Genomic DNA, 20434 nt, shown 5'->3' with positions numbered 1-20434 from the left:
CGCGGATTCGGTCACAACGGGTATGACGTGCCCGTTTCCTTCTCTGCTGAGGCCCACAGTCGACCGGCGAGTTCGTAATCGCACGCCACCGCCGACCGCCCGTAGAGGACGGGCACTCCGCGGAGTGCACGCAGACCGTCGACGCTGACATAGGACCCCGGCGGGATCGGTTCGGTGAGGCAATAGAGCGTAGGGGCGGCACCGGCGTCGATGTCGTTGGCGAACGTGTTGGCCGCAGCCTGCACCACTTTGTGGACCACGCCCAGCCGGGGCTTGTTCGAGATGTTCGATGCCGCCCACCCGGGGTCGGACAGCATGGCGGTGTCAGACGACCCGCCCACCCGCAGCCGCCGATCGAGTTCGAGACCCCACAGCATCACCGCGAGCTTCGACTGCGCGTACGAGCGCGAGATACGCCACTTCACCTGCCGGAGATGAAGGTCCTCGGGATCGATCGTCGCGTTCCGGTGGGCGTTCGATCCGACCAGGACAACCTGCTCCCGCACCCGCGGCAGCAGCAGGTTTGTCAGGGCGAAGGGACCGAGAAAGTTGGTGCCGATCGCGGCCTCGAATCCGTCCACCGTCGAGGTGCGGTGTTGCGGGACCATTCCGGCGTTGTTGATCAGGATGTCGACCTCACCGTCGAGTTGGTCGACAAACCTGCGCACCGACGACAGCTCAGCGAGGTCCACCTGGGCCACCTCGGTGATCCCGCCCATCTCGGCTGCTCGTTCGGTGCCCAGCTGCGCATTGCGAACCGCCAGCACGACGTTGGCGCCTGCGCCCGCCAACGCTCTCGCGGTCGCGAACCCGATGCCGTTCGTGGCCCCCGTGACCACGATGCGCTTGCCCCGAACGATGCCCAACCGGCTGGGCGACCACGACGACGATTCCATGCGACCGAGGGTATCGACCGATACCTGATGGCAATCCAGATCCGCGGGGCCGCTGTTTTTCCCTGTCACCGAGACAAGAATGAGAGCGTCCCGCAACCGATTCGAGGAGCCTTCATGCAACCCACCGGCATTGTCGCCAATCTGTCCGTTCCCGACATCCCCGAGGCCCGTGAGTTCTACACAGACTTCCTGGGGCTCGGTGTCGAGGCGTTCGATCTCGGCTGGGTCGCGCACTTCCAATCGCCGGACGGCCGCGCAGCGGTCCAACTGGTGACGCGGGACGCCACCTCCCCGGCCGACTCGGTGATTTCGGTGCACGTCGGCGACGGCGTGGACGCAGCCTACGAAGACGCCCTTCGCCGCGGGTTCGAGATCGTGCACCCGCTGACCACCGAGGAATGGGGTGTACGCCGATTCCTGGTCCGGGCGCCCGACGGGAACGTCGTGAACATCGTCAGTCACAAGGACGACTGACGACCACTCACCGACGCCACCTGAGCAGGTGACCGGACCGTACGGCATTGTGAAGTGCATGAGCGGCATCACCACCACCGGCGCAGGCCAGGACAGCCCCGAGGAGCTACGCGCCTCGATCGTCCGGCGCCTCGACGAGTTCGACCACACCACCGCACCACTCGACGGGGCCCGCGGCGCCGCAGTGGTGATCGCCGTGACGAGCCGCAACGGCGAACACGGTATCTGGCTCACCAAACGACCGTCGAAGATGCGTGAGCACCCCGGCCAGTTCGCATTGCCCGGCGGTCGCATCGAACCCGGCGAGGACTACGCGACCGCAGCGCTCCGCGAACTCCACGAAGAACTCGGCGTGAAGGTGGATCGGGCCGACGTGCTGGGGCGACTCGACGACTACGTCACCAGGTCGGGGTACGTCATCACCCCGATCGTCTGCTGGGCCGGACCCGACAGGGAGACCACCCCCAATCCGGGCGAGGTCGCGCAACTCTTCTTCATCCCGATGGCCGACCTACGGGTCACGCCGCGCTTCATCGACATCCCCGAATCCGAGCGCCCGGTCATCCAGATGCCACTGGTGGGATCGCTGATCCACGCCCCGACCGGCGCTGTGATGTACCAGTTCGCCGAAGTGGTCCTCGGCGGCCGCGCCACCCGCGTCGCCGAGTTCGAACAGCCGGTGTTCGCATGGCGCTGAACGTTTCCAGCAACCTCCGACCGGGTAGCTGAGCACTGTGACCTCCTCTCTGAGCCCGATCACCCGCACACTGCCCGCGCCGTGCGGGCCCTTGTCGTCGGCAGTGACCGACGCGCTGGCCGGAACACCCACGACGTCCTGGGAACTGCCCAACGTCAGCCAGAGCGCCTGGGACACCCACGCCTACGGCAAGGATCTGCAGCTCGCGCTCTACATCTGTTACGAACTGCACTACCGCGGCTTCTCCGACGTCGACGACGAGTGGGAGTGGAACCTGGACATCCTCCGGTTCCGAGCGCAACTCGAGCAGGTCTTTCTCGGTGCCCTGCGCGCCGACATCGAGGCCGGTGACGACGCCACCGCGGAGATCGAAGCGTTGTCGATCGAACCGGGCGAAGGCGACGGGCCATCTTTCTACCTGCGCGACGAAGGCACCTGGGAACAGATGCGGGAGACCTTCGTCCATCGCTCGATCTACCACTTGAAAGAGGCCGACCCACACGCGTTCGCCATCCCGCGACTGACCGGGCAGGCGAAGGCTTCGTTCGTGGCGGTCGAGTTCGACGAGTTCGGGGGCGGAAAAGGCGAGAACCTGCACCAGCAACTCTTCGCCGACCTCCTCACCGCCGCTGGCCTCGACTCCGGCTACCTCGCCTACATCGACCACGTTCCCGGCGAATCTCTTGCGTTGGTCAACCTGATGTCGATGATCGGTCTGCACCGCTCTCTCCGCGGCGCGACGATCGGACACTTCGCGGCCACCGAGATAACGTCGTCGCCCGGCTCGCGGCGGCTGATGGACGCACTCGAACGCATGGGCGCGCCGGAGGCCTGCGTACGGTTCTACCGCGAGCACGTCGAAGCCGACGCCGTTCACGAGCAACTCATGCGCCACGAGGTCGTCGGTGACCTGCTGGCACGCGAACCGGAACTCGAGTCGGACGTGGTGTTCGGGATCCGGGCGTTCGGATACCTCGAAGACAAGCTGGCGGACCTGCTGATGGCGGCCTGGCGTGAAGGCCGCAGCTCGTTGCTCATCCCGGTCGACTGAAGCGGTCCGGCTCGTAGAACTCGAGTCGATCAGTCCCGTTGCGGGAGCGCCTTCTTGCGCCGGTGACTGGTGTCGCAGAGTGGATAGTTCTTGCTGCGCTTACACGCACACAGGGCAACCGTGAACCGATCCGACTCGACAACGGTGCCGTCAGGCATCTCGATGCTCACCGGACCGTCGACCATGATCGGACCGCCCGCCACCACCCGGATGTGAGTGGTCGGGCGACGTTCGGACGGACGGTCCGCTGCGGTCATCTACGAACGCCGCCCGTACTCGTCTGCCCGAGCCTTGTCGGCCCTGATCACGACCAGTTCCTCTTCCCGGCGACCGGGCTCCAGCCGACCGAGCACCTCGAGCCAGCGGGCATTCGCATTCAACACGGGTCCGAACGGGATCTTCTGACGGGCAACCACTTCGGCGCGAAGGCCGCCGGCCCGCAAGCCGATCAGGGAACGGTCGACGTCGGAGAACTCCGACTGCACCAGGAGCATCGTCCCGCCCGGGGCGAGCAGATCCGGGGCCGAGACACACAGCGGGTCGAGCAACGACCGTCCGTCGCGGCCGCCGTGCCAGGTCCGGGTCAGTCCGACACCGGCGTCCGACAGGGTGTCGGCGGGCACGTACGGCGGATTCGACACGACCACATCGTAGGGACCGGCGTCGAGCGCCTCATGGAGCGATCCTTTGTGGGCATCGACGACCACACCGGCGGCGGCGGCGTTGGCGCGGGTGGCCAGCACAGCCCTCGGCGCGATGTCGTAGGCACTGACGCGGGCAGCCCCGAGAACGGCTGCCCCGACCGCCAAAACGCCACTACCGGTACACAGATCCAGAACGCGACGGCCGGCCACCAGTTCACACTCGGCCAACGCAGTCAGCAGCAACAACGAATCCTCTTGCGGCGCATACACTCCAGCCGGCACTCGAATCGACTGATAGATCTCGAGTGCTTCATCGACCGGATCGGTTGTGTCGGTGTCGAGAATTGCCGGGACTGGCTGGGCTGCGACCATCTTATTCGCTCCTCGCGATTGACCTGCTGCGCGACGCCGACGCGACTTCTTGGCGGCGGGTCCGAACACCTAATGCCCCCCGGACAGGTGGCGTAAACCACTCACATCAGATCACGTTCTGGTTTCGCGACGCCCAGATCCGGGTATGCGCCCTCAGAAATCACCTTCGAGCAGCCCACCTTCGGGCCGAGGAGAGCCATGAGAGCTGCCGAATTGGCCGGTTTCCCGATCAGGGCCGGGGCCGCGATCCGGGGCGCCCGCCTCTTCCATCCACATGGCGTCCTGGCCACCGGGACCCTGACGCGCACCGCGTCTGACAACGTCGGCCTGCCGGTCGAGACCGGCCCCGTGATCGCCCGGGTATCCAAGGGTGTCGGCGTCCCCGGCTCCTTACCCGATGTCATCGGGCTCGCGGTTCGAATGGAGCCGCACGAAGGCGATGAAACCCCCTGGGACCTGCTGCTGGCCAGCGCACTAGGCGGGACCGGCTGGCGTAAGACCATTCCGTTCCCGGCGCGGTCGGTGGACACCGCGGTCCTGAGCACGCTGCAACCGCTCGACCACCGCGGTACATCCTGGTGGTTGCGGGCTCGGCTCGTGCGGGAGCAGACGGACATAAGTATTGCGACGGACCAGATCGCACGCCGCATCGGTCACCGCGGCTTGATTTTCGAGCTCGAACAGACGCAAGGACATACCCCTTTCTTCCCGCTGGCCCGCGTCGAACTCATTGCCACCGCCGATGAATCGGACTTTCCGGACATCGGTTTCGACCCCACCATGAACACCACCCGCAGTGTCCGCCCAGGACCGAGCTGGCTCTCGTCGATTCGCGAAGTCGCCTATCGGCGCAGTAGACAGGGCCGCGACGCCGAGAGCTGACCCGCACACCAGCTCGACGATTGTGCTCGACCGGTAGGGGTTTGTACGATCTCGAACGAGTCGGTCTCGGCCATCGTCGGTCGAGTCGGGAGGGACGCGGCACCAGATGACGACCGGCAGCGACAAGGTCACCGAACAGTCCGGACCACAGTCCGCGATCGACCGCTATTTCAAGATCACCCAACGCAATTCGACGCTCGCCCGCGAGGTGCGCGGCGGTCTCGTCACGTTCTTCACGATGGCCTACATCGTGGTCCTGAACCCGATCATCATCGGCGGCGTGCCCGGTAACGCCAAGAACGCCGACGTCCTCGGAAATGTGCTGCCGCTGGCGCAGGTCGCCGCGGTCACGGCGCTGGTCGCCGGCATCATGTCGATCGTCTTCGGGCTCGTCGCCAACTATCCGTTCGCCATCGCTGCAGGCCTGGGTATCAACAGCTTGCTGGCGGTGTCCATCGCGCCACAGGTCACCTGGCCTGAGGCAATGGGATTGGTCGTCGTCGACGGCATCATCATCGTGTTGCTCGCGGTCACCGGTTTCCGAACCGCGGTGTTCCGGGCGATACCCGGCGAACTCAAGGCGGCCATCGCAGCCGGTATCGGCGCGTTCATCGCGTTCATCGGCTTCGTCGACGCAGGTTTCGTCAAACGGATCCCCGATGTCGCAGGCACAAACGTCCCGGTGAGCCTGGGCATCAACAACTCCATCGCGACCTGGCCGACCCTGATCTTCGTGTTCGGGGTGCTGCTGATGGGCATCCTCGTGGTGCGCAAGGTCCGCGGTGGCCTGCTCATCGGCATCGTCGTCACCACCGTTGTCGCGATGATCGTGCAGGCGTTCGCCGACCTCGGCCCATCCGTCGACGACAGCAAGGGCTGGAGCCTCAACATCCCGGATATCCCGTCCTCGGTCGGCGATCTGCCGGACCTGAGCCTTGTCGGGGACGTCGACCTGTTCGGGGCGTTCACCAGGATCGGTGTCCTGTCGGCGTCGGTGCTCGTGTTCGCCCTGGTGTTGTCCAATTTCTTCGACGCCATGGGCACGATGACCGGCCTGGGCAAAGAAGCCGAGTTGGCCGACAAGGACGGCAACCTGCCGAACATCGGCAAGGCGCTGGTCGTCGAGGGCACCGGTGCCATCGCCGGCGGCGTCGGATCGGCATCATCGAACACGGTGTTCGTCGAATCCGCATCGGGTATCGCGGAGGGTGCCCGCACCGGGCTCGCCAACGTGGTCACCGGCGTGCTGTTCCTGATCGCGATGTTCTTCACCCCGCTGTACTCGGTGGTTCCCCTCGAAGCGGCCGCGCCGGCGCTCGTGGTCGTCGGAGCGATGATGATCTCGCAGGTGCGCGACATCGACCTCACCCGCTTCGACTACGCGCTCCCCTGCTTCCTGACAATCGTCGTCATGCCGTTCACCTACTCGATCGCGAACGGCATCGGCGTCGGCTTCATCACCTGGGTCGTCCTGGCCACCGCGCGCGGCAGGATACGAACGATTCATCCGCTGCTGTGGGTGGTGGCCGGCTTGTTCGTGCTGTACTTCGCGAAAGAGCCGATCGAGACCCTCATCGGCTGACGCTCCTCCGGCACCCTCCGGAAATGGGTCGTTGTGGCGAACATCAGCCGAGGTCGGCGCCGCCACAACAACCCATCATCGGCGTGCTGGGGAGCGATTCGAATTAGTTTGCACGTCGCAACTAAACTGGTGATGTGCAGCTGCCGTTGATGTTCTCATCCCTCGGGGTGCGGAACTATCGGCTGTGGGCCGGCGGCCAAGTGGTGTCGCTGACGGGCACCTGGATGCAGCGCATCGCCCAGGATTGGCTGGTCCTCGAGTTGTCCGGCGGCAGTGGTGTGGCGGTCGGGATCGTGATGGCTCTGCAGTTCGGACCCACCGCTATTCTCTCGCTTCCCGCGGGCGCCCTCGCCGATCGGTTCGACAAACGCAAACTTCTCATCGGCACCCAGGTCGCGATGGCGCTGTGCGCGCTGCTCCTCGGCGTCATCGACGTCAGTGGTGCGGCGAACCTGCCGCTGGTCTACGCGCTGTCGTTCGCCCTCGGGTGCATCTCGGCGGTCGACGCCCCGGTCCGGCAGTCCTTCACCATCGAGATGGTCGGAGTCGAGCAGTTACCCAACGCGGTGGCGTTGAACTCGCTGACGTTCAACCTCGCGCGGATCGTCGGCCCTGCGCTGGCCGGACTCCTGATCACCCTCATCGACACCGGCCCTGTCTTCCTCATCAACGCCGGGAGTTCGATCGCCGTCATCCTCGCGCTACTGGCGATGCGCAGCAGCGAACTGATGCGCAGCGCCAAAGCCATTCGCGATCGATCGATCCGCAGCGGCATCCGGTACGTCCGGCGTCATCGCCATCTGGTGGTGGTGCTCGCGACAGTGTTCATGGTCGCGACGTTCGGGCTGAACTTCCCGCTCTCGCTCGCGCTGCTCACGGCCAACACCTTCGAGGGTTCGGCCGGCGGTTACGGATTGTTGTCGACGATGCTCGCCATCGGCACCCTGGGCGGAGCCGTGGTGGCCGCACGGCGAACCAAACCGGCACGTGTCCGCCAGTTCCTGGTGGGGGCCTTCGCGTTCGGTATCGCCGAGGTCATCGTCGGATTCATGCCCACGTTTTGGCTGGTGGCCGTGATGCTGATCCCGGTCGGTATCGCCAACATCATGTTCAGCACGGCAGCGATGAACATCATGCAACTCTCGGTCGAATCAGACATGCGCGGCCGGGTCATGGGTATCTACATGTTGTGCTTCCTGGGTGGCACCCCGATCGGGAGTCCCCTGCTCGGGTGGCTCGCCGAGGTCACCGATCCGCGGGCGCCGCTGATCATCGGCGGGATCGTCAGCGCCATCTCGGCCGCCTTCTGCGCGATCCTGTTGCTGCGCTCGACGCACCAGCGGCCCGGCCTCGATCACGGAAAGCTCGTCCTGACCACGACCGGTGACTGATCAGCTGAGCGCGGAGCTCGACACACATCGGACGCGAATCGGACCACCGCGGTCGTTTTCAGTGCCATCCTGGGAAGGTGATCGACATCGACCGTCCCAAGCTCGAAGGCAGCGTTGCCGTGGGCGAAGGCAGGCGCATCGGGTTTGCCGAGTTCGGTTCCGCGACCGGACGCGCCGTCTTCTGGCTCCACGGCACCCCTGGTGCCCGCCGACAGATCCCGCTCGAAGCCCGCGTCTACGCCGAACGGCATGACATCCGGCTCATCGGACTCGATCGCCCGGGTGTGGGTTCGTCCACGCCGTACAGCTACCCCAACGTGCTGTCGTTCGCTGACGACCTCGCGACTGTCGCAGACACCCTCGGCATCGACCGCTTCGCCGTGATCGGGCTGTCCGGCGGCGGTCCGTACGCCCTGGGGGTCGCTCGTGCGATGCCCGAACGGGTGGTGGTCACCGGCATCCTCGGTGGGGTGGCTCCGACCGTGGGACCCGACGCGGTCGACGGCGGCGCGATGGTGCTGGGCAAGTTCCTCGCGCCGATGTTGCCGGTCATCGGGGCACCGATCGGACGAGTCCTCAGTTCATTCGTCCGGGTGGCACGCCCGATCGCCGAACCGGCCATCGCCATCTACGGCCGCCTGTCCCCCGCCGCGGACAGAGAACTGTTGCAACGGCCAGAGTTCAAGGCGATGTTCCTCGATGACCTGCTCAACGGTGGCCGCAAACAGATGGAAGCGCCGTTCGCCGATGTTGTTGTCTTCGCCAGGGATTGGGGCTTCTCGGTGGGCGACATCACCGGACCGGTCCGTTGGTGGCATGGCGACCGCGACCACATCATCCCGCACACTCACGGCGAACACATGGTGCACCTGCTCCCCGACGCCAAGCTATTCACCATGACCGGTGAGAGCCACCTCGGCGGGCTCGGTATGGCGGTGGACATCATCACCGAACTCTTGGGTGTCTGGGATCAGGAGCAGCCGCTCATCGCGCATTGACTCAGATCCCGCGAACGCTCACCAGTAAGCTGACCGAAGGTGCCGCACAGGCGCCTGCGAAGTAGCAGGGAGCGTTGAAACATGTCGGACTGGGTGCACAAGATCAAAGAAGAAGCCAAGGGCTTCGTTGCGAAGGCCGAGCAGGAGTTCACGGTGCTCGAAGGTGTCGACGGCGTGGATCCGCTGGACAAACGGGCCGGCGACGTCGAGGCCCACGAGGCGGAGAGCGCACCGAAACCCGAGTGACCGCCACCTCGCCGGGTGAGCGAGCCAACTTCGGCACGCTCGGCGGCGGCATCGGCCTAGTCGGAAGTCAGACCGGGTAGGGCAAGGCCTCACCGCCGCGCTGCTGCAGCATCACCGTCATCACGGCAATCTCGTCGGATTGGCTCTTCACCATCGCGATTGCTGCGCGCCTGATCTCCGGGTTCACCACTGTGCGACTCGCGTGTCCGGCCATGTCGATCCCGCCCTGATGGTGACGGATCATCAACTGCAGGAACGAGATCTCCCCGTCGACGCCTGTTGCGTCATGCAGGGCTGTGAGTTCGTCGCCATCGGCCATCCCGGGCATCCCCCCGGTCTGGCCGCCGTGACCGTGCCCGGCATCGCCCATCCACCTCATCGGTTCCGCGCCCTGCAACGGTGCGTCGAGCATCTGCAGCCATCCCGTCATCTGCCCGATCTCACGCCACTGCGCGCTACGGATCTGTGCGACGAGTCCACGCACGTCCGGCGCAGCGTCGTCTGGCACCAGGTCGCACATCATCACCGCCTGCTGATGATGCGCGGACATGTCCTGGGCGAAGCCGACGTCGACCCCGGTGGCCACCGGCGACGGCACCGCGTCGCCCTCTCCGCCGTCGACGGTAAGGCCGACGCACAGACCGATGACGAGGGCGACGACCGCCACGATGACCGGCCAGAGCCATTGGCGTAGGGCGATGTTCATGTCAGCGGGTAGGCCGCCGGATCGAGTTGCAGGGTCATGAACCCGTTGTCCATGCACGTCACCCACAATTGATCGCCATGGAATTCCGGTGGCGACAGGCACCAGTCCGCGGACAGATCGCCGCCGACCAGCAAGCTCTGATCGTTGATGATCCCGTCGATCGGCGAATCACCCTGCAGCACCGCTCTCGCGACCGCCAGGGTCCCGATGATCGGGGGCGCCGCTATCGACCCGAGCAGTGCGTGGATGGAATTGGTCAGTTGCAGATGCTTGCTCGTCTGCGCAGGCGGGTTGTAGTAGGCAATTTCTTTGAAGTCATCCGGATCACGGATGTCGAAGACCCGGATGCCCGACTGAATCCAACCGCAGGCCATGGCCGTGGGGTCGGCCGGCCGATCGATCGCGCAGTAATGGGCGTCGTAGCCGAACACGCCGTTCGCGGTGGTGCTGCGGGCCCACCGATTCGCGTTCTCGGGCAGATTGATCGCGAGTTTGAGTGCGTTGCGCTGCCGCAGGTTCGAGGAGTCGACCGCGTCGAACAGCTTGACCCCACCCGAGCCGCCCTCGTCGACAGAGAAGACGTGCGGTGTGCCGTCGTACGTGGCGTAGATGGTGTGTTGGGTGATCTGCCCGTCGGCCCACAGCTTCTCGCCGACGTGCGGCATCAACTGCGCCACGATGGTTCGCGGCTTTCGGTTCTGGACCGCGGTGACATCGATGACCGTCAGCCCCAGCAAATTCGAGAGATACAGCGTGTTCCCGTCGGGTGAGAAACCGACCCCGTGCGCCTCGATACCGGTGATCCCGGACCACACGATCATCGGGTTACGTGGATCGGTGAGATCCACCGCGCTGACGTAGCCCGGCGCGATTCCGGTCACCCAGTATGTGTTGCCGTCCGGCGAGAAGTCGCCCTCGTGCGTGGTGATGGGAATCGGCATCGTCAGTTGCGAACCCGCGCCGCGGTTCAACAGTCGCGGATGTGCACAGTCCTGGGAGATGTCGTAGACCGAGATGTACCCGGCACCCTCGAGGAGCCCGACGCCGGTGCCGACGAGCAATCCACGCTTCTGGTTGACCTTCAACGACTCCCACGTACCGCCGACCATGGCCGGCTCGGTCAGGACCGCAGACAATCTCGGTGCGCTGGGATCCGACACGTCGAGCACCTGCACACCCGGGTTGGGTCCGAGAAAGTTGGTCGGGAAGGTCGAGCCGGTGTACGAGCAGTTCTTGTAGGTCGCGCTGACGATGCCGGCGCCCTGGCCCTGATACCGGCCGACGAGATCGATGTTGCAGTTGTAACCCTGTGTGCTGCGGCCTGACTTACGGTCTTCGAGCGGCACCTCACCCTGGATGCCGGTCTCGACCCGGTCACCGTCGCGGCAACTCGCCTGCGGGGCCGCGGTCGGCCAGACATCGGTCAGGTCGTTGTAGCCCGGTGGGGCGGTCGCCATCGCCGGACTCATGGTCAACGCGGTCGCGGCGACAATCACCACCGCCAGCGTCACCGCCGTCCTGATCATCGATCGTGTAGTCCCCACCCATGTACCCACGCGGCGCCCCCTACGGCTTCATTGCCGGTCCTCGGGAGCGAGGTTATCGGCTGCGCGTCCGCGGTGGAGGGTTTTCGCCGAACCGTGTATCAGTTCACTGGAAGACTGTCGGCAACCTGGGCCAATTCCTCCACGGTGGTGCTCTTGTCGACAGCCGACAACTCGATGTAGAGGTCGGGAATCGAATCCACCGACATACCCATCCAGCGGGTGTCCTCGCCACCGCCACCGTTGATCGCGCGGCCGTGCTGCCAGGTCGTCGAACTCACGCCGTCCCAGGTCCGGATCTCGTCCATCCGACTGTTCAGGGCTTCCGGACTGACGTAGAAGTCAGTCCACAGATCGTATTCGGCGCCGTCGACCTCCACGACGCAGCGGAAGCCGGCCTTCAAGAACTGTTCCCCCGACCCGTTCACGTCGGCTGCCTCCTCCGGCGGGACAGCGTCCATTCGTGTCTCACACCGCATTCCGTTCCAGCCCTCGTCGGACGGCGAGGCTGGCAGCAACTCAGGCAGTGCGGAGGCGGCCTGTGCGAACAACCCCCAGCCGGGCCCGACCTCGACCGACTCGGTGCCGCTGGGTGGCGACACCCGACCCTTGGAGTCGACCGCACGCACCGAGTACGCGACGGTGTTGCTCCCACTCGGCGCGGTGGCCGAGATGTCGCGGAATTCGGTGTCAGAGCCCGAGTACACGACCTCGTCGCCTCGACTCAGGAGGTACCCAGACGCCGCGGAAACCGCCTTCCAGGACACCTTCACCGCCCCGGAGTCCTCGCTGACACTGAGGCCGGTCGGCGCACCGACAGATTCACCGGCACCCCGCACGAAGTACGTGACCGCGAGCGACACCACGAGGGCCACGATCGCACCGACGATCAACAGCGGCCACGCCCAACGCTTCACAGCGGCAACCTGTCCAGTTGCGCCTTCGCATCGGCGTCCTTGCCGTTCTCCATCGCGACGGACACGTCGTAGACCTCCCGGTCAGTGTCATCGAAGGCCAGGATGGCGGTACCGGCCCAGTCGCTGGTGGGGCTCGGTGACTGGTACAGAACACCCGACGCACCCTGGTCCGTTGTCTCCGACGACGTCTTGAGACCCAGCGAGGCGAGGTAATCGTCCCGCACCTGCCGCGACGGGTACTGCCTGATCCGAATCGTGAAGTCGCCGCCCGAATCACGGCACAGAATGCTGCCGGACTTCGGTATCTCGGTGTCGACCGTGCCGGTTCCGCCGAAGCAGGCTTCTCGGCCGTAGTTGTCGCTGGACAACGGACTCGGGCCCACGATCTCCGGGAAGGTTGCGGCGATCTGTTCGAGGCCGTGCCAGCGCTGTGCCACCTTGACCTCGCCGCTGGCCTCGCTGTACGGCGATCCGTCCCGGTCACCGGAGCGGGCCGAAACCGAGTACGCGTAGGTGCCGGGCAGCGGCATGGGTTGAGAAAAGTTCGGCTCGCTGCCGACATAGATGATCGATTCACCCTGCCGAAGAACATATTCCGAGGCGCCGTCGACCTCGGGCCAACTGATGTCCACGGACGCATCCGCCACCGTGGCGGTCGGTGGTGCCGGAGTCGCGAGTGCGCTCCCCGCACCACCGAACAGCAACAGTCCCGCGACCACACCGACCACGAGCGCCAGCACGACAATCGGACCGGCCATGACGGCGGCGCGCTTGAACCACGGCACCTTCGGCGCCGACCCACCCGCACCGGCCGCGGCGTACATCGCACCCCCGGGCCCCGCAGGGGGCGGGGTGCCCGGACTGCCATAAGGCGGGTATTGACCACTGCGCATCTGCGGACTCGACGGCGACGACCGAACTCCGACCGGGACAGCAGGCCGGGACGTCCCGTATCCCTGCTCCACACGAGAAGGCTGATACGGATTCGATTGATAGGGAGTGGATTGCCCACGACCCGGCACCGGTGAGGCCTTGGGCGGATAGGTCACGGCGCCGACCGGGTTGCGCGGCGAACTGTTCTGCGGCGGAACGGGTTTGATCAGCGGAGGTGGGACGAAGGCCTGCTGCGCGCGAGTGCTGTTCGGGGCGCCACCACCCTTGAGCGCCTCGTGCGCCGCATCTGCGAGTTCGCGGCCCGAATTGAACCGGTCCGCAGGCTTCTTCGCCATCGCCCTGGCGATGACAGCCGCCATCGCGGCCGGGACCGCGGGGTTGGCGGCAGCAGGATTCGGCGGCGGGTTGAACATGTGCGCCGCCATCAACCCCTGACTGGTGGGTGCATCGAAAGGAGCGGTGGCGGTGAGCAATTCGTAGAGACTGCAACCCAGGGCGTAGACGTCGGCGCGATGATCGATCTCTTCGCCGCCGATCTGCTCGGGCGCGCTGTACCGCAGTGTGCCGACGGTCATCCCCACCGAGGTCAGGCTGCTGTCGGTCTCCTGCGCCATCCGGGCGATACCGAAGTCGGTGAGCTTGACCGCATCCGGATTCATCGGGTCGGCACCGGGGGTGATCAGGATGTTGCCGGGTTTGACGTCCCGATGGAGCAGACCTTTGCGATGGGCATAGTCGAGACCATCGGCGATCTGCGAGATGATCCGCACGGCGAGGCGTGGATGCAGCGGGCCTCCCGAGAGGAGTTGCGCCGCATCGGTGCCCGGGACGAACTCCATCGCGATCCAGAGCTGGTCGTCGTGTGTCCCGCGGTCCAGAACGTTGACCAGATTCGGATGACTGAGCGGCGCGACCAGGTCCGCCTCCCGCTCGAAACGCGCCCTGGTGTCGGGATCGGTGCCGTAGGTGCTGTTCAGCAATTTGATCGCGTCGGCACGCGGCAGCCGCGGATGCTGGGCCTTGTAGACCTCGCCCATCCCGCCACGGCCGATCAGCTCCAAGATCTGATAGCCACCGATATAAGAACCGATCGCCACGCCCATCGCCATTGCCTTTCACCTGACCTGCTGTCGGCAGGTTAGGCAGATACTATCCACCGCCGCGGCGGCCACACCAGCTATCGCCGACCGAATACACCGTCCGATCGATTGGGCGATTCCTTCGCGTCGATTGGGCAAATCCTTCGCACCCGTTCCGTTAAGCACATACGCTTAGGCTCATGAAATCGCCTGCTTCCGCGGTCCTCGCCTGCGCTCTACTGGCCGGGGCCGCACTGTGCCTCATCCCATCGACCGCTGCGGCAGCGCCGGTCGGCACCTGCACTTCGGCGCAGCAACTCGCCGGCGCCGAGACATACGTCGCGGCTTTGGCCGACCCGTCGTTCGCCTACGACGTCCCCGTCGCCGACGACGTCCTCCGCTTCGAGAACGGTGTTCAGACCGGCTTCTCCGGGGACGTGATGCAGGCCGAACTGGCGGCGCACCTGCAATACGGTGGCATCACGGGAATCAAGAACCAACGCTGGTCGGGAACCGGGAACCTCGTCCGCGTCATCTACGACCTCGAATACGGCGTCGGCGACATCAACCTCGCCGACTCCACCATCGACGAGACCTTCGCGTTCAACAGCGCGTGTGACATCGCACGCATCGACGCGACCTTCTCCGTCCGGCCGGGAAACCCGATCACGGGAGGCAATTGATGGGCCAGTTCAGCAGAGAAGAACTCGAGGCGGAGTTCGCCAAGTTCAAGGCCGTCAACGACGAGGTCGCGATCACCCAGGACTGGGACCCCTGGGCCGACCAGTTCACCGTCGACGCCGATTACGTCGAGCATGCCCTGGGCACCTTCAAGGGCCGCGAAGAGATCCGGACCTGGGTGAAGAAGACGATGGGACGCTTCCCCGGCAATCACATGGTGGGCTACCTGTCCCTGTGGCACGTCGTCGACGAGGAATCCGGCCGCATCATCTGTGAGATCGACAACCCCATGCGCGACCCGGGCGACGGCACGGTGTTCACCGCCACCAACATCACCATCCTCACCTATGGAGGTGATGGCCTCTGGGCCAAGGAGGAGGACGTCTACAACCCGATGGAGTTTGCCCAAGCGGCAAAAGCCTGGTGCAATAAGGCCCGAGAGCTGGGAAATCTGACCGACGACGCCACCACATGGCTCGAAACGGTGGGAAAGTACTTCTGATCAGATGTGCGTGGGGATCTCGACCACCTGCGCGTTAGCTGCACCACACGGTGCCCAACCCGGCTAACACCAGCCCCACCGGCGACGAAGCCGTACAGAGACAGAACCTTGATCGATGTGACGCCGATGAGTGACACGGCGCGTTGTTTACAACTAGGGTGGCGGCGCAGTGACCCCGTATCCTGGAGCCTTACAGCCTAGCCTTCTTGGAGGAATATCTAATGGCACGCGAGTTGACCCAACTTGAGCTTCTGAAGGAACTTGCACCGGCGGCCGAGGAAAACGTCAACCGCCATCTCCGCACCACCAGGAACTGGCATCCCCACGATTACGTGCCGTGGGACGAGGGCCAGAACTTCGCCGCCCTGGGCGGCAAGGATTGGGACTCCGAGCAGTCACAGCTGGACGAGGTGGCCAAGGCCGCCATGATCACGAACCTGCTGACCGAGGACAACCTGCCCTCCTACCACCGCGAAATCGCCGAGAACTTCACGATGGACGACGCGTGGGGACACTGGGTCGGCCGGTGGACCGCCGAAGAGAACCGTCACGGCATCGTCATGCGCGACTACCTCGTCGTGACCCGCGGAGTCGATCCCGTGGCCCTCGAAGAGGCCCGCATGATCCACATGACCAACGGATATTCCTCGATTGCCGCCGCCGGCGACCGCGCGAGTGAATTCGACAACGGCGAGGGCTCGGCCGGAATCCTGCGCTCGGTCGCCTATGTCACCTTCCAGGAACTCGCGACCCGCGTCTCCCATCGCAACACCGGCAAGGCCTGCAACGATCCGGTCGCCGACCGTATGCTCCAGCGCATCGCCGCCGACGAGAACCTGCACATGGTCTTCTACCGCAACATCTGCGGCGCCGGACTCGACCTGGCCCCCGATCAGACCCTGCGCGCCATCTACGAGGTCGTCTCCAACTTCCAGATGCCGGGCGCGGGTATGCCCAACTTCCGCCGCAACGGTGTCCTGATGGCCAAGCACGGCATCTACGACCTGCGTCAGCACCTCGAAGAGGTCATCGAGCCTGTCTTGCGCAAGTGGAGGATCTTCGAGCGCGAGGACTTCAGCGCCGAGGGCGAGAAGATCCGCGAAGACCTGGCCGCGTTCCTCGAGAAACTCGCCGCCGACACCCTCAAGTTCGAAGAGATGCGCGATCGCGCGCTGGCCCGTGAGGCCGCCAAGCGCGAGAAGATCTCCGCCGCGTCCTGACTCTAGAGAAAGCACTGCTCTGACCGCCGTACTCCCCCGCACGACACACACCCCGGCTGCTGAACAGACGGGTCGAGCTCCGGCTTCGCCTTCGTCTCCACAGACGGGTCGAGCTCCGGCTTCGCCTTCGTCTCTGCGTATCGGGTCCATCGAGCTCTCCAGCCCGGTGGTCCTCGCTCCGATGGCCGGGGTGACCAACGTTGCCTTCAGGACCCTGTGCCGCGAGCTCGAGCTGGCTCGCACCGGCACGGTGGCGGGGCTGTACGTGTGCGAGATGGTCACCGCACGTGCGCTGACCGAGCGTCATCCGGTGACGATGCACATGACCACGTTCGGCCCGGACGAGAACCCTCGATCGATGCAGCTGTACACGGTCGACCCCGAGTACACCTACGCCGCCGCGAAGATGATCGTCGACGAGAACCTCGCCGATCATATCGACATGAACTTCGGCTGCCCCGTACCGAAGGTGACCCGCAAGGGCGGCGGATCGGCGATTCCATACAAGCGACGTCTCTTCGCGAACATCGTCGCCGCAGCCGTCCGGGCGACCGAGGGCACCGACATCCCGGTGACCGTCAAGTTCCGGATCGGCATCGACGACGATCATCACACCCACCTCGACGCGGGCCGCATCGCCGCTGAGCAGGGTGCCAAAGCCGTTGCACTCCACGCCCGTACGGCGTCGCAGCGCTACTCGGGTACCGCCGCGTGGGATGAGATCGCCCGTCTCAAGGAACACGTCACCGATGTGCCGGTGTTGGGTAATGGCGACATCTTCGAGCCCGGCGACGCCACCAGGATGATGCAGCAGACCGGGTGCGACGGTGTGGTCATCGGCCGCGGCTGCCTCGGTCGGCCATGGTTCTTCGCCGAATTGAGCGCCGAATTGAACGGCACGCCTGCCCCGGTGGCACCAAATCTCGGCGAAGTGGCGCAGATCATCATTCGTCACGGACAACTCCTCGCTGATCATCACGGTGAGTTCAAGGGCATGCGGGAGATCCGTAAACACGTGGCCTGGTACCTGCGCGGCTTTCCGGTCGGTTCGGAGCTCCGGCGCGAGATGGCGTTGGTGGAGTCGGTCCAGCAGCTCGCCGACCTTGTCGGCCAATTGCCCGCTGACGTGCCCTTTCCCGCCGACGGTCACGGCCCTCGCGGTCGGCAGGGCTCGCCGTCGGCGGTGGCGCTGCCCGACGGCTGGCTCGATGATCCCGACGACGAGGCCGTTCCGGCAGGCGCCGAGGTCATGCATTCAGGCGGCTGATTTCGCCTCCGCAGATCCTGCATCTGGAAACGCGGGTTTCATGTTGTCGAATGCGAACGTGTCGTGAATGCGGTCTATCTCGTCGCCACACCCTCATCGCCCGATCGCCCAGTATCATCGACACCGCGCCGTGCCCGGCTGGTCTCCAGTCCATCGGGCCTGAGATCCAGCCCGGCGCCCATGAGGCCGAAGGAACATGAGTGAGCGACGACGAACTGCGGGGGCGCACGCCCGAAGAACGCCGCAACGAGATTCGCCGTCGGCTCGGTGCACCGTCTGACGAAGTCCTGCGCGAACCCGCTGTTCGTCCCACCGATCCACGCTCCACCGATCCGCGCTCAGGCGACAACCGCCTGACGGTGCGCGAGCTGCTCAACCGGATGAACGCCGCCGGCGGTCCGGATGCCGACGCCCAGTCGCCTACCGGCGCCCCGAGCCCCCAGTCAGGGACCGACCAGCCGGCCCGCCGTCCGCGTCGTTTCCGCCCAGCCGATGCGCCCACCGAGACGATCGTCGGCGCCACCGGCCGCCCACCTGCCGACGAACCCAACACCGAAGTCATTCCTGCCACCCCCCGTGGCGCAGCTGCGCCCGATGATGTCTCCGACGACGTCGAGGTGACCCGGTACATCCCTCCGGTCGACGCAGACAAGGGTCCCGATCTGTCGGGCACTGCCACCGCCCGCCGCGCGTCCAACGAATCGCAAGGGCAGGTCCCCTCCGATCCTCTAGCGGACGACGACAACCCCACCACCCGAGTCCCCCGCACCGTCGTACCGGCGGCCACCGGGGGCGGCAGACGCCACGCCGCTCCCCGGAGCCAACGCGACCGACTGCACCTGATCCGTACCGCCACCATCGGCGGACGCGTCGTCATCGCTGTCGCCTGTGTGATGGCCCTGCTCGGCACCGGTGTCGTGTGGGGATATCAAAAGGTCAAGGACGGCAACTGGAACACCGTCGACGCGGTCAACTCCGACAGCGAGAAGATCCGCGACAAGCAGCTCCAGACCGGCGACGAGACCTACCTCATCGTCGGCACCGACACCCGGTCCGGGGAGAACGGCAAGATGGGCGCCGGCGGTGCCGAACTGTTCGAAGGCTCCGCCCGCTCGGACACCGTGCTGCTGGTCAACATCCCCGCGGACCGTAGTCGTGTCGTCGCCGTGTCCTTCCCGCGGGACCTCCAGGTGGACCGGCCCGAGTGCACGGGCTGGAACAACGACGCCGGCACGTACACCACCGATGTGCTGCCACCGGCCGCCGGCGTGAAGTTGAACAGCGTGTACGGGGAGGGCGGCCCCAAGTGCATGGTCGAAACCCTCACCGACATCAGCGGTTTGAACATCAACCACTTCATCGCCATGGACTTCTACGGTTTCGAGAAGGTCGTCGACAAGATCGGCGGCGTCGAGGTCTGCTCCACCGTTCCGCTCAACGACTACGAGCTGGGCCCGATCCTGACCAAGTCGGGAAAGCAGACGCTCAGGGGCGGCAAGGCGCTCGACTACGTTCGCGCCCGCAACATCGAGACCGAGGGCACCGGCGACTACGGCCGTATCAAGCGTCAGCAACTCTTCATGTCCTCGCTGCTGCGGGCATCCCTCTCCAGCAAGGTGCTCGCCAACCCGGCGACTCTCAACGGCATCATCGACACCTTCATCAAGTACAGCTTCGTCGACCAGGTCAACACCGACGACCTGTTGCAACTCGCGCAGTCGATGCAAGGTCTCGACGCCGGCCGGGTCACCTTCCTGACCGCCCCCACGTCGGGAACCGCCGAAGACGGTTCAGGTAACGAGATACCGCGTGACGACGACATCCGCGCCATCTTCGACGCCATCATCAACGACGAACCGCTGCCCGGAGAGAAACAAGAAACCACGCCCACCACCTCGAGCGGGACCACGACCACGCCGCCCACGACCTCGGCGGCGCCGAAACCGTCCGCGGTCACCGTCAATGCGGTGTCGCCGTACGCCGTGTCGTTGCGGATCCTGAACGGCACCGGCACCACCGGCGTGGCGAGCGGCATCTCAGAGAGCCTGGCCGCGCAGGGCTACCAGGTGAACGGGGTCGCGGATGCGTCGGAGAACCGGACCGACACGGTTATCCGTTACGGCGCAGGTCAGCAGGCTGCCGCCGCGACCGTTGCGCAAATGTTCCCGGGCGCGACCATTCAGTCGGACCCGAACCTCGAGGCCGGTATCGAGGTGATCGTCGGCAGTTCGTTCACCGGCGATCTCGGTCAGGGGCCGTACGAGGGTACGCAGATCAGCGCGGACGAAGTGGCCCGCGAGGCCGACGGCGGCGAACTGCCCAACGACCTCACGGTGACCAACGCCGGCGACACCAGCTGCAGCTGATCGGAAGACGCCCGATACTCGTTCA

Annotated in this window: 20 protein-coding genes; 13 read left to right on the top strand and 7 right to left on the bottom strand. The window is 65.5% G+C overall.

The window, feature by feature from the left end:
* Positions 1 to 11: 11 nt before the first annotated feature.
* A complete protein-coding gene (locus J3S28_RS16800) occupies positions 12 to 896 on the bottom strand; it encodes an SDR family NAD(P)-dependent oxidoreductase (RefSeq protein ID WP_207841881.1) in 885 nt (294 codons plus the stop codon).
* 114 nt (positions 897 to 1010) lie between these two features.
* On the opposite strand from J3S28_RS16800, the gene J3S28_RS16795 reads away from it, so the two are divergent.
* The 3 genes from J3S28_RS16795 to J3S28_RS16785 are packed head-to-tail and all read left to right on the top strand — an operon-like array spanning position 1011 to position 3118.
* Positions 1011 to 1370, top strand: coding sequence for a VOC family protein (locus J3S28_RS16795; protein WP_207841880.1), 360 nt, complete (start codon positions 1011 to 1013; stop codon positions 1368 to 1370).
* A gap of 58 nt (positions 1371 to 1428) precedes the next feature.
* Positions 1429 to 2067, top strand: a complete 639-nt coding sequence (locus J3S28_RS16790) for an NUDIX hydrolase (protein ID WP_207841879.1) — start codon at positions 1429 to 1431, stop codon at positions 2065 to 2067.
* Positions 2068 to 2104: 37 nt separating this feature from the next.
* Positions 2105 to 3118, top strand: a complete 1014-nt coding sequence (locus tag J3S28_RS16785) for an iron-containing redox enzyme family protein (protein ID WP_207841878.1) — start codon at positions 2105 to 2107, stop codon at positions 3116 to 3118.
* Positions 3119 to 3147: 29 nt separating this feature from the next.
* On the opposite strand, the gene J3S28_RS16780 is transcribed toward J3S28_RS16785, so the two are convergent.
* Both J3S28_RS16780 and J3S28_RS16775 read right to left on the bottom strand, forming a co-directional pair.
* Complete coding sequence (locus J3S28_RS16780; protein ID WP_207841877.1) at positions 3148 to 3375, bottom strand: CDGSH iron-sulfur domain-containing protein; 228 nt, start codon at positions 3373 to 3375, stop codon at positions 3148 to 3150.
* Complete coding sequence (locus J3S28_RS16775) at positions 3376 to 4134, bottom strand: HemK2/MTQ2 family protein methyltransferase (protein WP_207841876.1); 759 nt, start codon at positions 4132 to 4134, stop codon at positions 3376 to 3378.
* Between the two features lie 198 nt (positions 4135 to 4332).
* Between J3S28_RS16775 and J3S28_RS16770 the strand changes: the two genes are divergently transcribed.
* The 5 genes from J3S28_RS16770 to J3S28_RS16750 all read left to right on the top strand — a co-directional run bounded on the left by J3S28_RS16770 (position 4333) and on the right by J3S28_RS16750 (position 9233).
* Positions 4333 to 5016 (top strand): phosphodiesterase, encoded by a 684-nt coding sequence (locus J3S28_RS16770; RefSeq protein ID WP_207841875.1) that lies wholly within the window; start codon positions 4333 to 4335, stop codon positions 5014 to 5016.
* Positions 5017 to 5122: 106 nt separating this feature from the next.
* Complete coding sequence (locus tag J3S28_RS16765) at positions 5123 to 6598, top strand: NCS2 family permease (protein WP_207841874.1); 1476 nt, start codon at positions 5123 to 5125, stop codon at positions 6596 to 6598.
* Between the two features lie 149 nt (positions 6599 to 6747).
* Entirely contained in the window at positions 6748 to 7989 is a 1242-nt protein-coding gene (locus J3S28_RS16760; protein WP_207842151.1) for an MFS transporter, read from the top strand.
* Positions 7990 to 8066: 77 nt separating this feature from the next.
* Positions 8067 to 8987 carry an alpha/beta fold hydrolase gene (locus tag J3S28_RS16755; RefSeq protein WP_207841873.1) on the top strand — a complete coding sequence of 307 codons (921 nt, stop codon included), beginning with the start codon at positions 8067 to 8069 and terminating at the stop codon, positions 8985 to 8987.
* Between the two features lie 81 nt (positions 8988 to 9068).
* Positions 9069 to 9233 carry a hypothetical protein gene (locus J3S28_RS16750; RefSeq protein ID WP_168176670.1) on the top strand — a complete coding sequence of 55 codons (165 nt, stop codon included), beginning with the start codon at positions 9069 to 9071 and terminating at the stop codon, positions 9231 to 9233.
* 67 nt (positions 9234 to 9300) lie between these two features.
* Here J3S28_RS16750 and J3S28_RS16745 read toward each other — a convergent pair whose 3' ends face one another.
* The 4 genes from J3S28_RS16745 to J3S28_RS16730 form a co-directional block, all read right to left on the bottom strand.
* Positions 9301 to 9939: a DUF305 domain-containing protein gene (locus J3S28_RS16745; protein ID WP_207841872.1), complete on the bottom strand. Its 639-nt coding sequence runs from the start codon at positions 9937 to 9939 to the stop codon at positions 9301 to 9303.
* Positions 9936 to 11465, bottom strand: coding sequence for an LVIVD repeat-containing protein (locus J3S28_RS16740; protein WP_372436027.1), 1530 nt, complete (start codon positions 11463 to 11465; stop codon positions 9936 to 9938). Before J3S28_RS16740 ends, J3S28_RS16745 begins: the two co-directional genes overlap by 4 nt.
* A 119-nt stretch (positions 11466 to 11584) precedes the next feature.
* Complete coding sequence (locus J3S28_RS16735) at positions 11585 to 12400, bottom strand: hypothetical protein (protein ID WP_207841871.1); 816 nt, start codon at positions 12398 to 12400, stop codon at positions 11585 to 11587.
* Positions 12397 to 14403: a serine/threonine-protein kinase gene (locus J3S28_RS16730; RefSeq protein WP_237341707.1), complete on the bottom strand. Its 2007-nt coding sequence runs from the start codon at positions 14401 to 14403 to the stop codon at positions 12397 to 12399. The genes J3S28_RS16735 and J3S28_RS16730 overlap by 4 nt, the downstream gene beginning before the upstream one ends.
* A gap of 170 nt (positions 14404 to 14573) precedes the next feature.
* Between J3S28_RS16730 and J3S28_RS16725 the strand changes: the two genes are divergently transcribed.
* The 5 genes from J3S28_RS16725 (at position 14574) to J3S28_RS16705 (ending at position 20409) form a co-directional block, all read left to right on the top strand.
* A complete protein-coding gene (locus tag J3S28_RS16725; protein ID WP_207841870.1) occupies positions 14574 to 15056 on the top strand; it encodes a DUF8021 domain-containing protein in 483 nt (160 codons plus the stop codon).
* Positions 15056 to 15556: a nuclear transport factor 2 family protein gene (locus J3S28_RS16720; protein WP_207841869.1), complete on the top strand. Its 501-nt coding sequence runs from the start codon at positions 15056 to 15058 to the stop codon at positions 15554 to 15556. The genes J3S28_RS16725 and J3S28_RS16720 overlap by 1 nt, the downstream gene beginning before the upstream one ends.
* A 221-nt stretch (positions 15557 to 15777) precedes the next feature.
* On the top strand, positions 15778 to 16776 hold the full coding sequence (locus J3S28_RS16715) for an acyl-ACP desaturase (RefSeq protein WP_207841868.1): 999 nt from the start codon (positions 15778 to 15780) through the stop codon (positions 16774 to 16776).
* Positions 16777 to 16909: 133 nt separating this feature from the next.
* Entirely contained in the window at positions 16910 to 18043 is a 1134-nt protein-coding gene (dusB, locus tag J3S28_RS16710) for a tRNA dihydrouridine synthase DusB (RefSeq protein ID WP_207842148.1), read from the top strand.
* 200 nt (positions 18044 to 18243) lie between these two features.
* Positions 18244 to 20409: an LCP family protein gene (locus J3S28_RS16705; protein WP_307797204.1), complete on the top strand. Its 2166-nt coding sequence runs from the start codon at positions 18244 to 18246 to the stop codon at positions 20407 to 20409.
* Positions 20410 to 20434: the final 25 nt, after the last annotated feature.

The sequence above is a fragment of the Williamsia soli genome, assembly GCF_017377795.1.
Lineage (GTDB): Bacteria > Actinomycetota > Actinomycetes > Mycobacteriales > Mycobacteriaceae > Williamsia > Williamsia soli.
The sequence above is the reverse complement of the archived record's forward strand: the minus strand, read 5'-3'. Positions and strand labels throughout refer to the sequence as shown.

Coding starts and splice junctions, on each gene's coding strand:
- J3S28_RS16730 (WP_237341707.1), bottom strand. CDS start 14,403: ATGGCGATGGGCGTGGCGATCGGTTCTTATATCGGTGGCTATCAGATC.
- J3S28_RS16750 (WP_168176670.1), top strand. CDS start 9,069: ATGTCGGACTGGGTGCACAAGATCAAAGAAGAAGCCAAGGGCTTCGTT.
- J3S28_RS16720 (WP_207841869.1), top strand. CDS start 15,056: ATGGGCCAGTTCAGCAGAGAAGAACTCGAGGCGGAGTTCGCCAAGTTC.
- J3S28_RS16800 (WP_207841881.1), bottom strand. CDS start 896: ATGGAATCGTCGTCGTGGTCGCCCAGCCGGTTGGGCATCGTTCGGGGC.
- J3S28_RS16795 (WP_207841880.1), top strand. CDS start 1,011: ATGCAACCCACCGGCATTGTCGCCAATCTGTCCGTTCCCGACATCCCC.
- J3S28_RS16775 (WP_207841876.1), bottom strand. CDS start 4,134: ATGGTCGCAGCCCAGCCAGTCCCGGCAATTCTCGACACCGACACAACC.
- J3S28_RS16790 (WP_207841879.1), top strand. CDS start 1,429: ATGAGCGGCATCACCACCACCGGCGCAGGCCAGGACAGCCCCGAGGAG.
- J3S28_RS16765 (WP_207841874.1), top strand. CDS start 5,123: ATGACGACCGGCAGCGACAAGGTCACCGAACAGTCCGGACCACAGTCC.
- J3S28_RS16780 (WP_207841877.1), bottom strand. CDS start 3,375: ATGACCGCAGCGGACCGTCCGTCCGAACGTCGCCCGACCACTCACATC.
- J3S28_RS16745 (WP_207841872.1), bottom strand. CDS start 9,939: ATGAACATCGCCCTACGCCAATGGCTCTGGCCGGTCATCGTGGCGGTC.
- J3S28_RS16725 (WP_207841870.1), top strand. CDS start 14,574: ATGAAATCGCCTGCTTCCGCGGTCCTCGCCTGCGCTCTACTGGCCGGG.
- J3S28_RS16760 (WP_207842151.1), top strand. CDS start 6,748: ATGTTCTCATCCCTCGGGGTGCGGAACTATCGGCTGTGGGCCGGCGGC.
- J3S28_RS16715 (WP_207841868.1), top strand. CDS start 15,778: ATGGCACGCGAGTTGACCCAACTTGAGCTTCTGAAGGAACTTGCACCG.
- J3S28_RS16740 (WP_372436027.1), bottom strand. CDS start 11,465: ATGATCAGGACGGCGGTGACGCTGGCGGTGGTGATTGTCGCCGCGACC.
- J3S28_RS16770 (WP_207841875.1), top strand. CDS start 4,333: ATGAGAGCTGCCGAATTGGCCGGTTTCCCGATCAGGGCCGGGGCCGCG.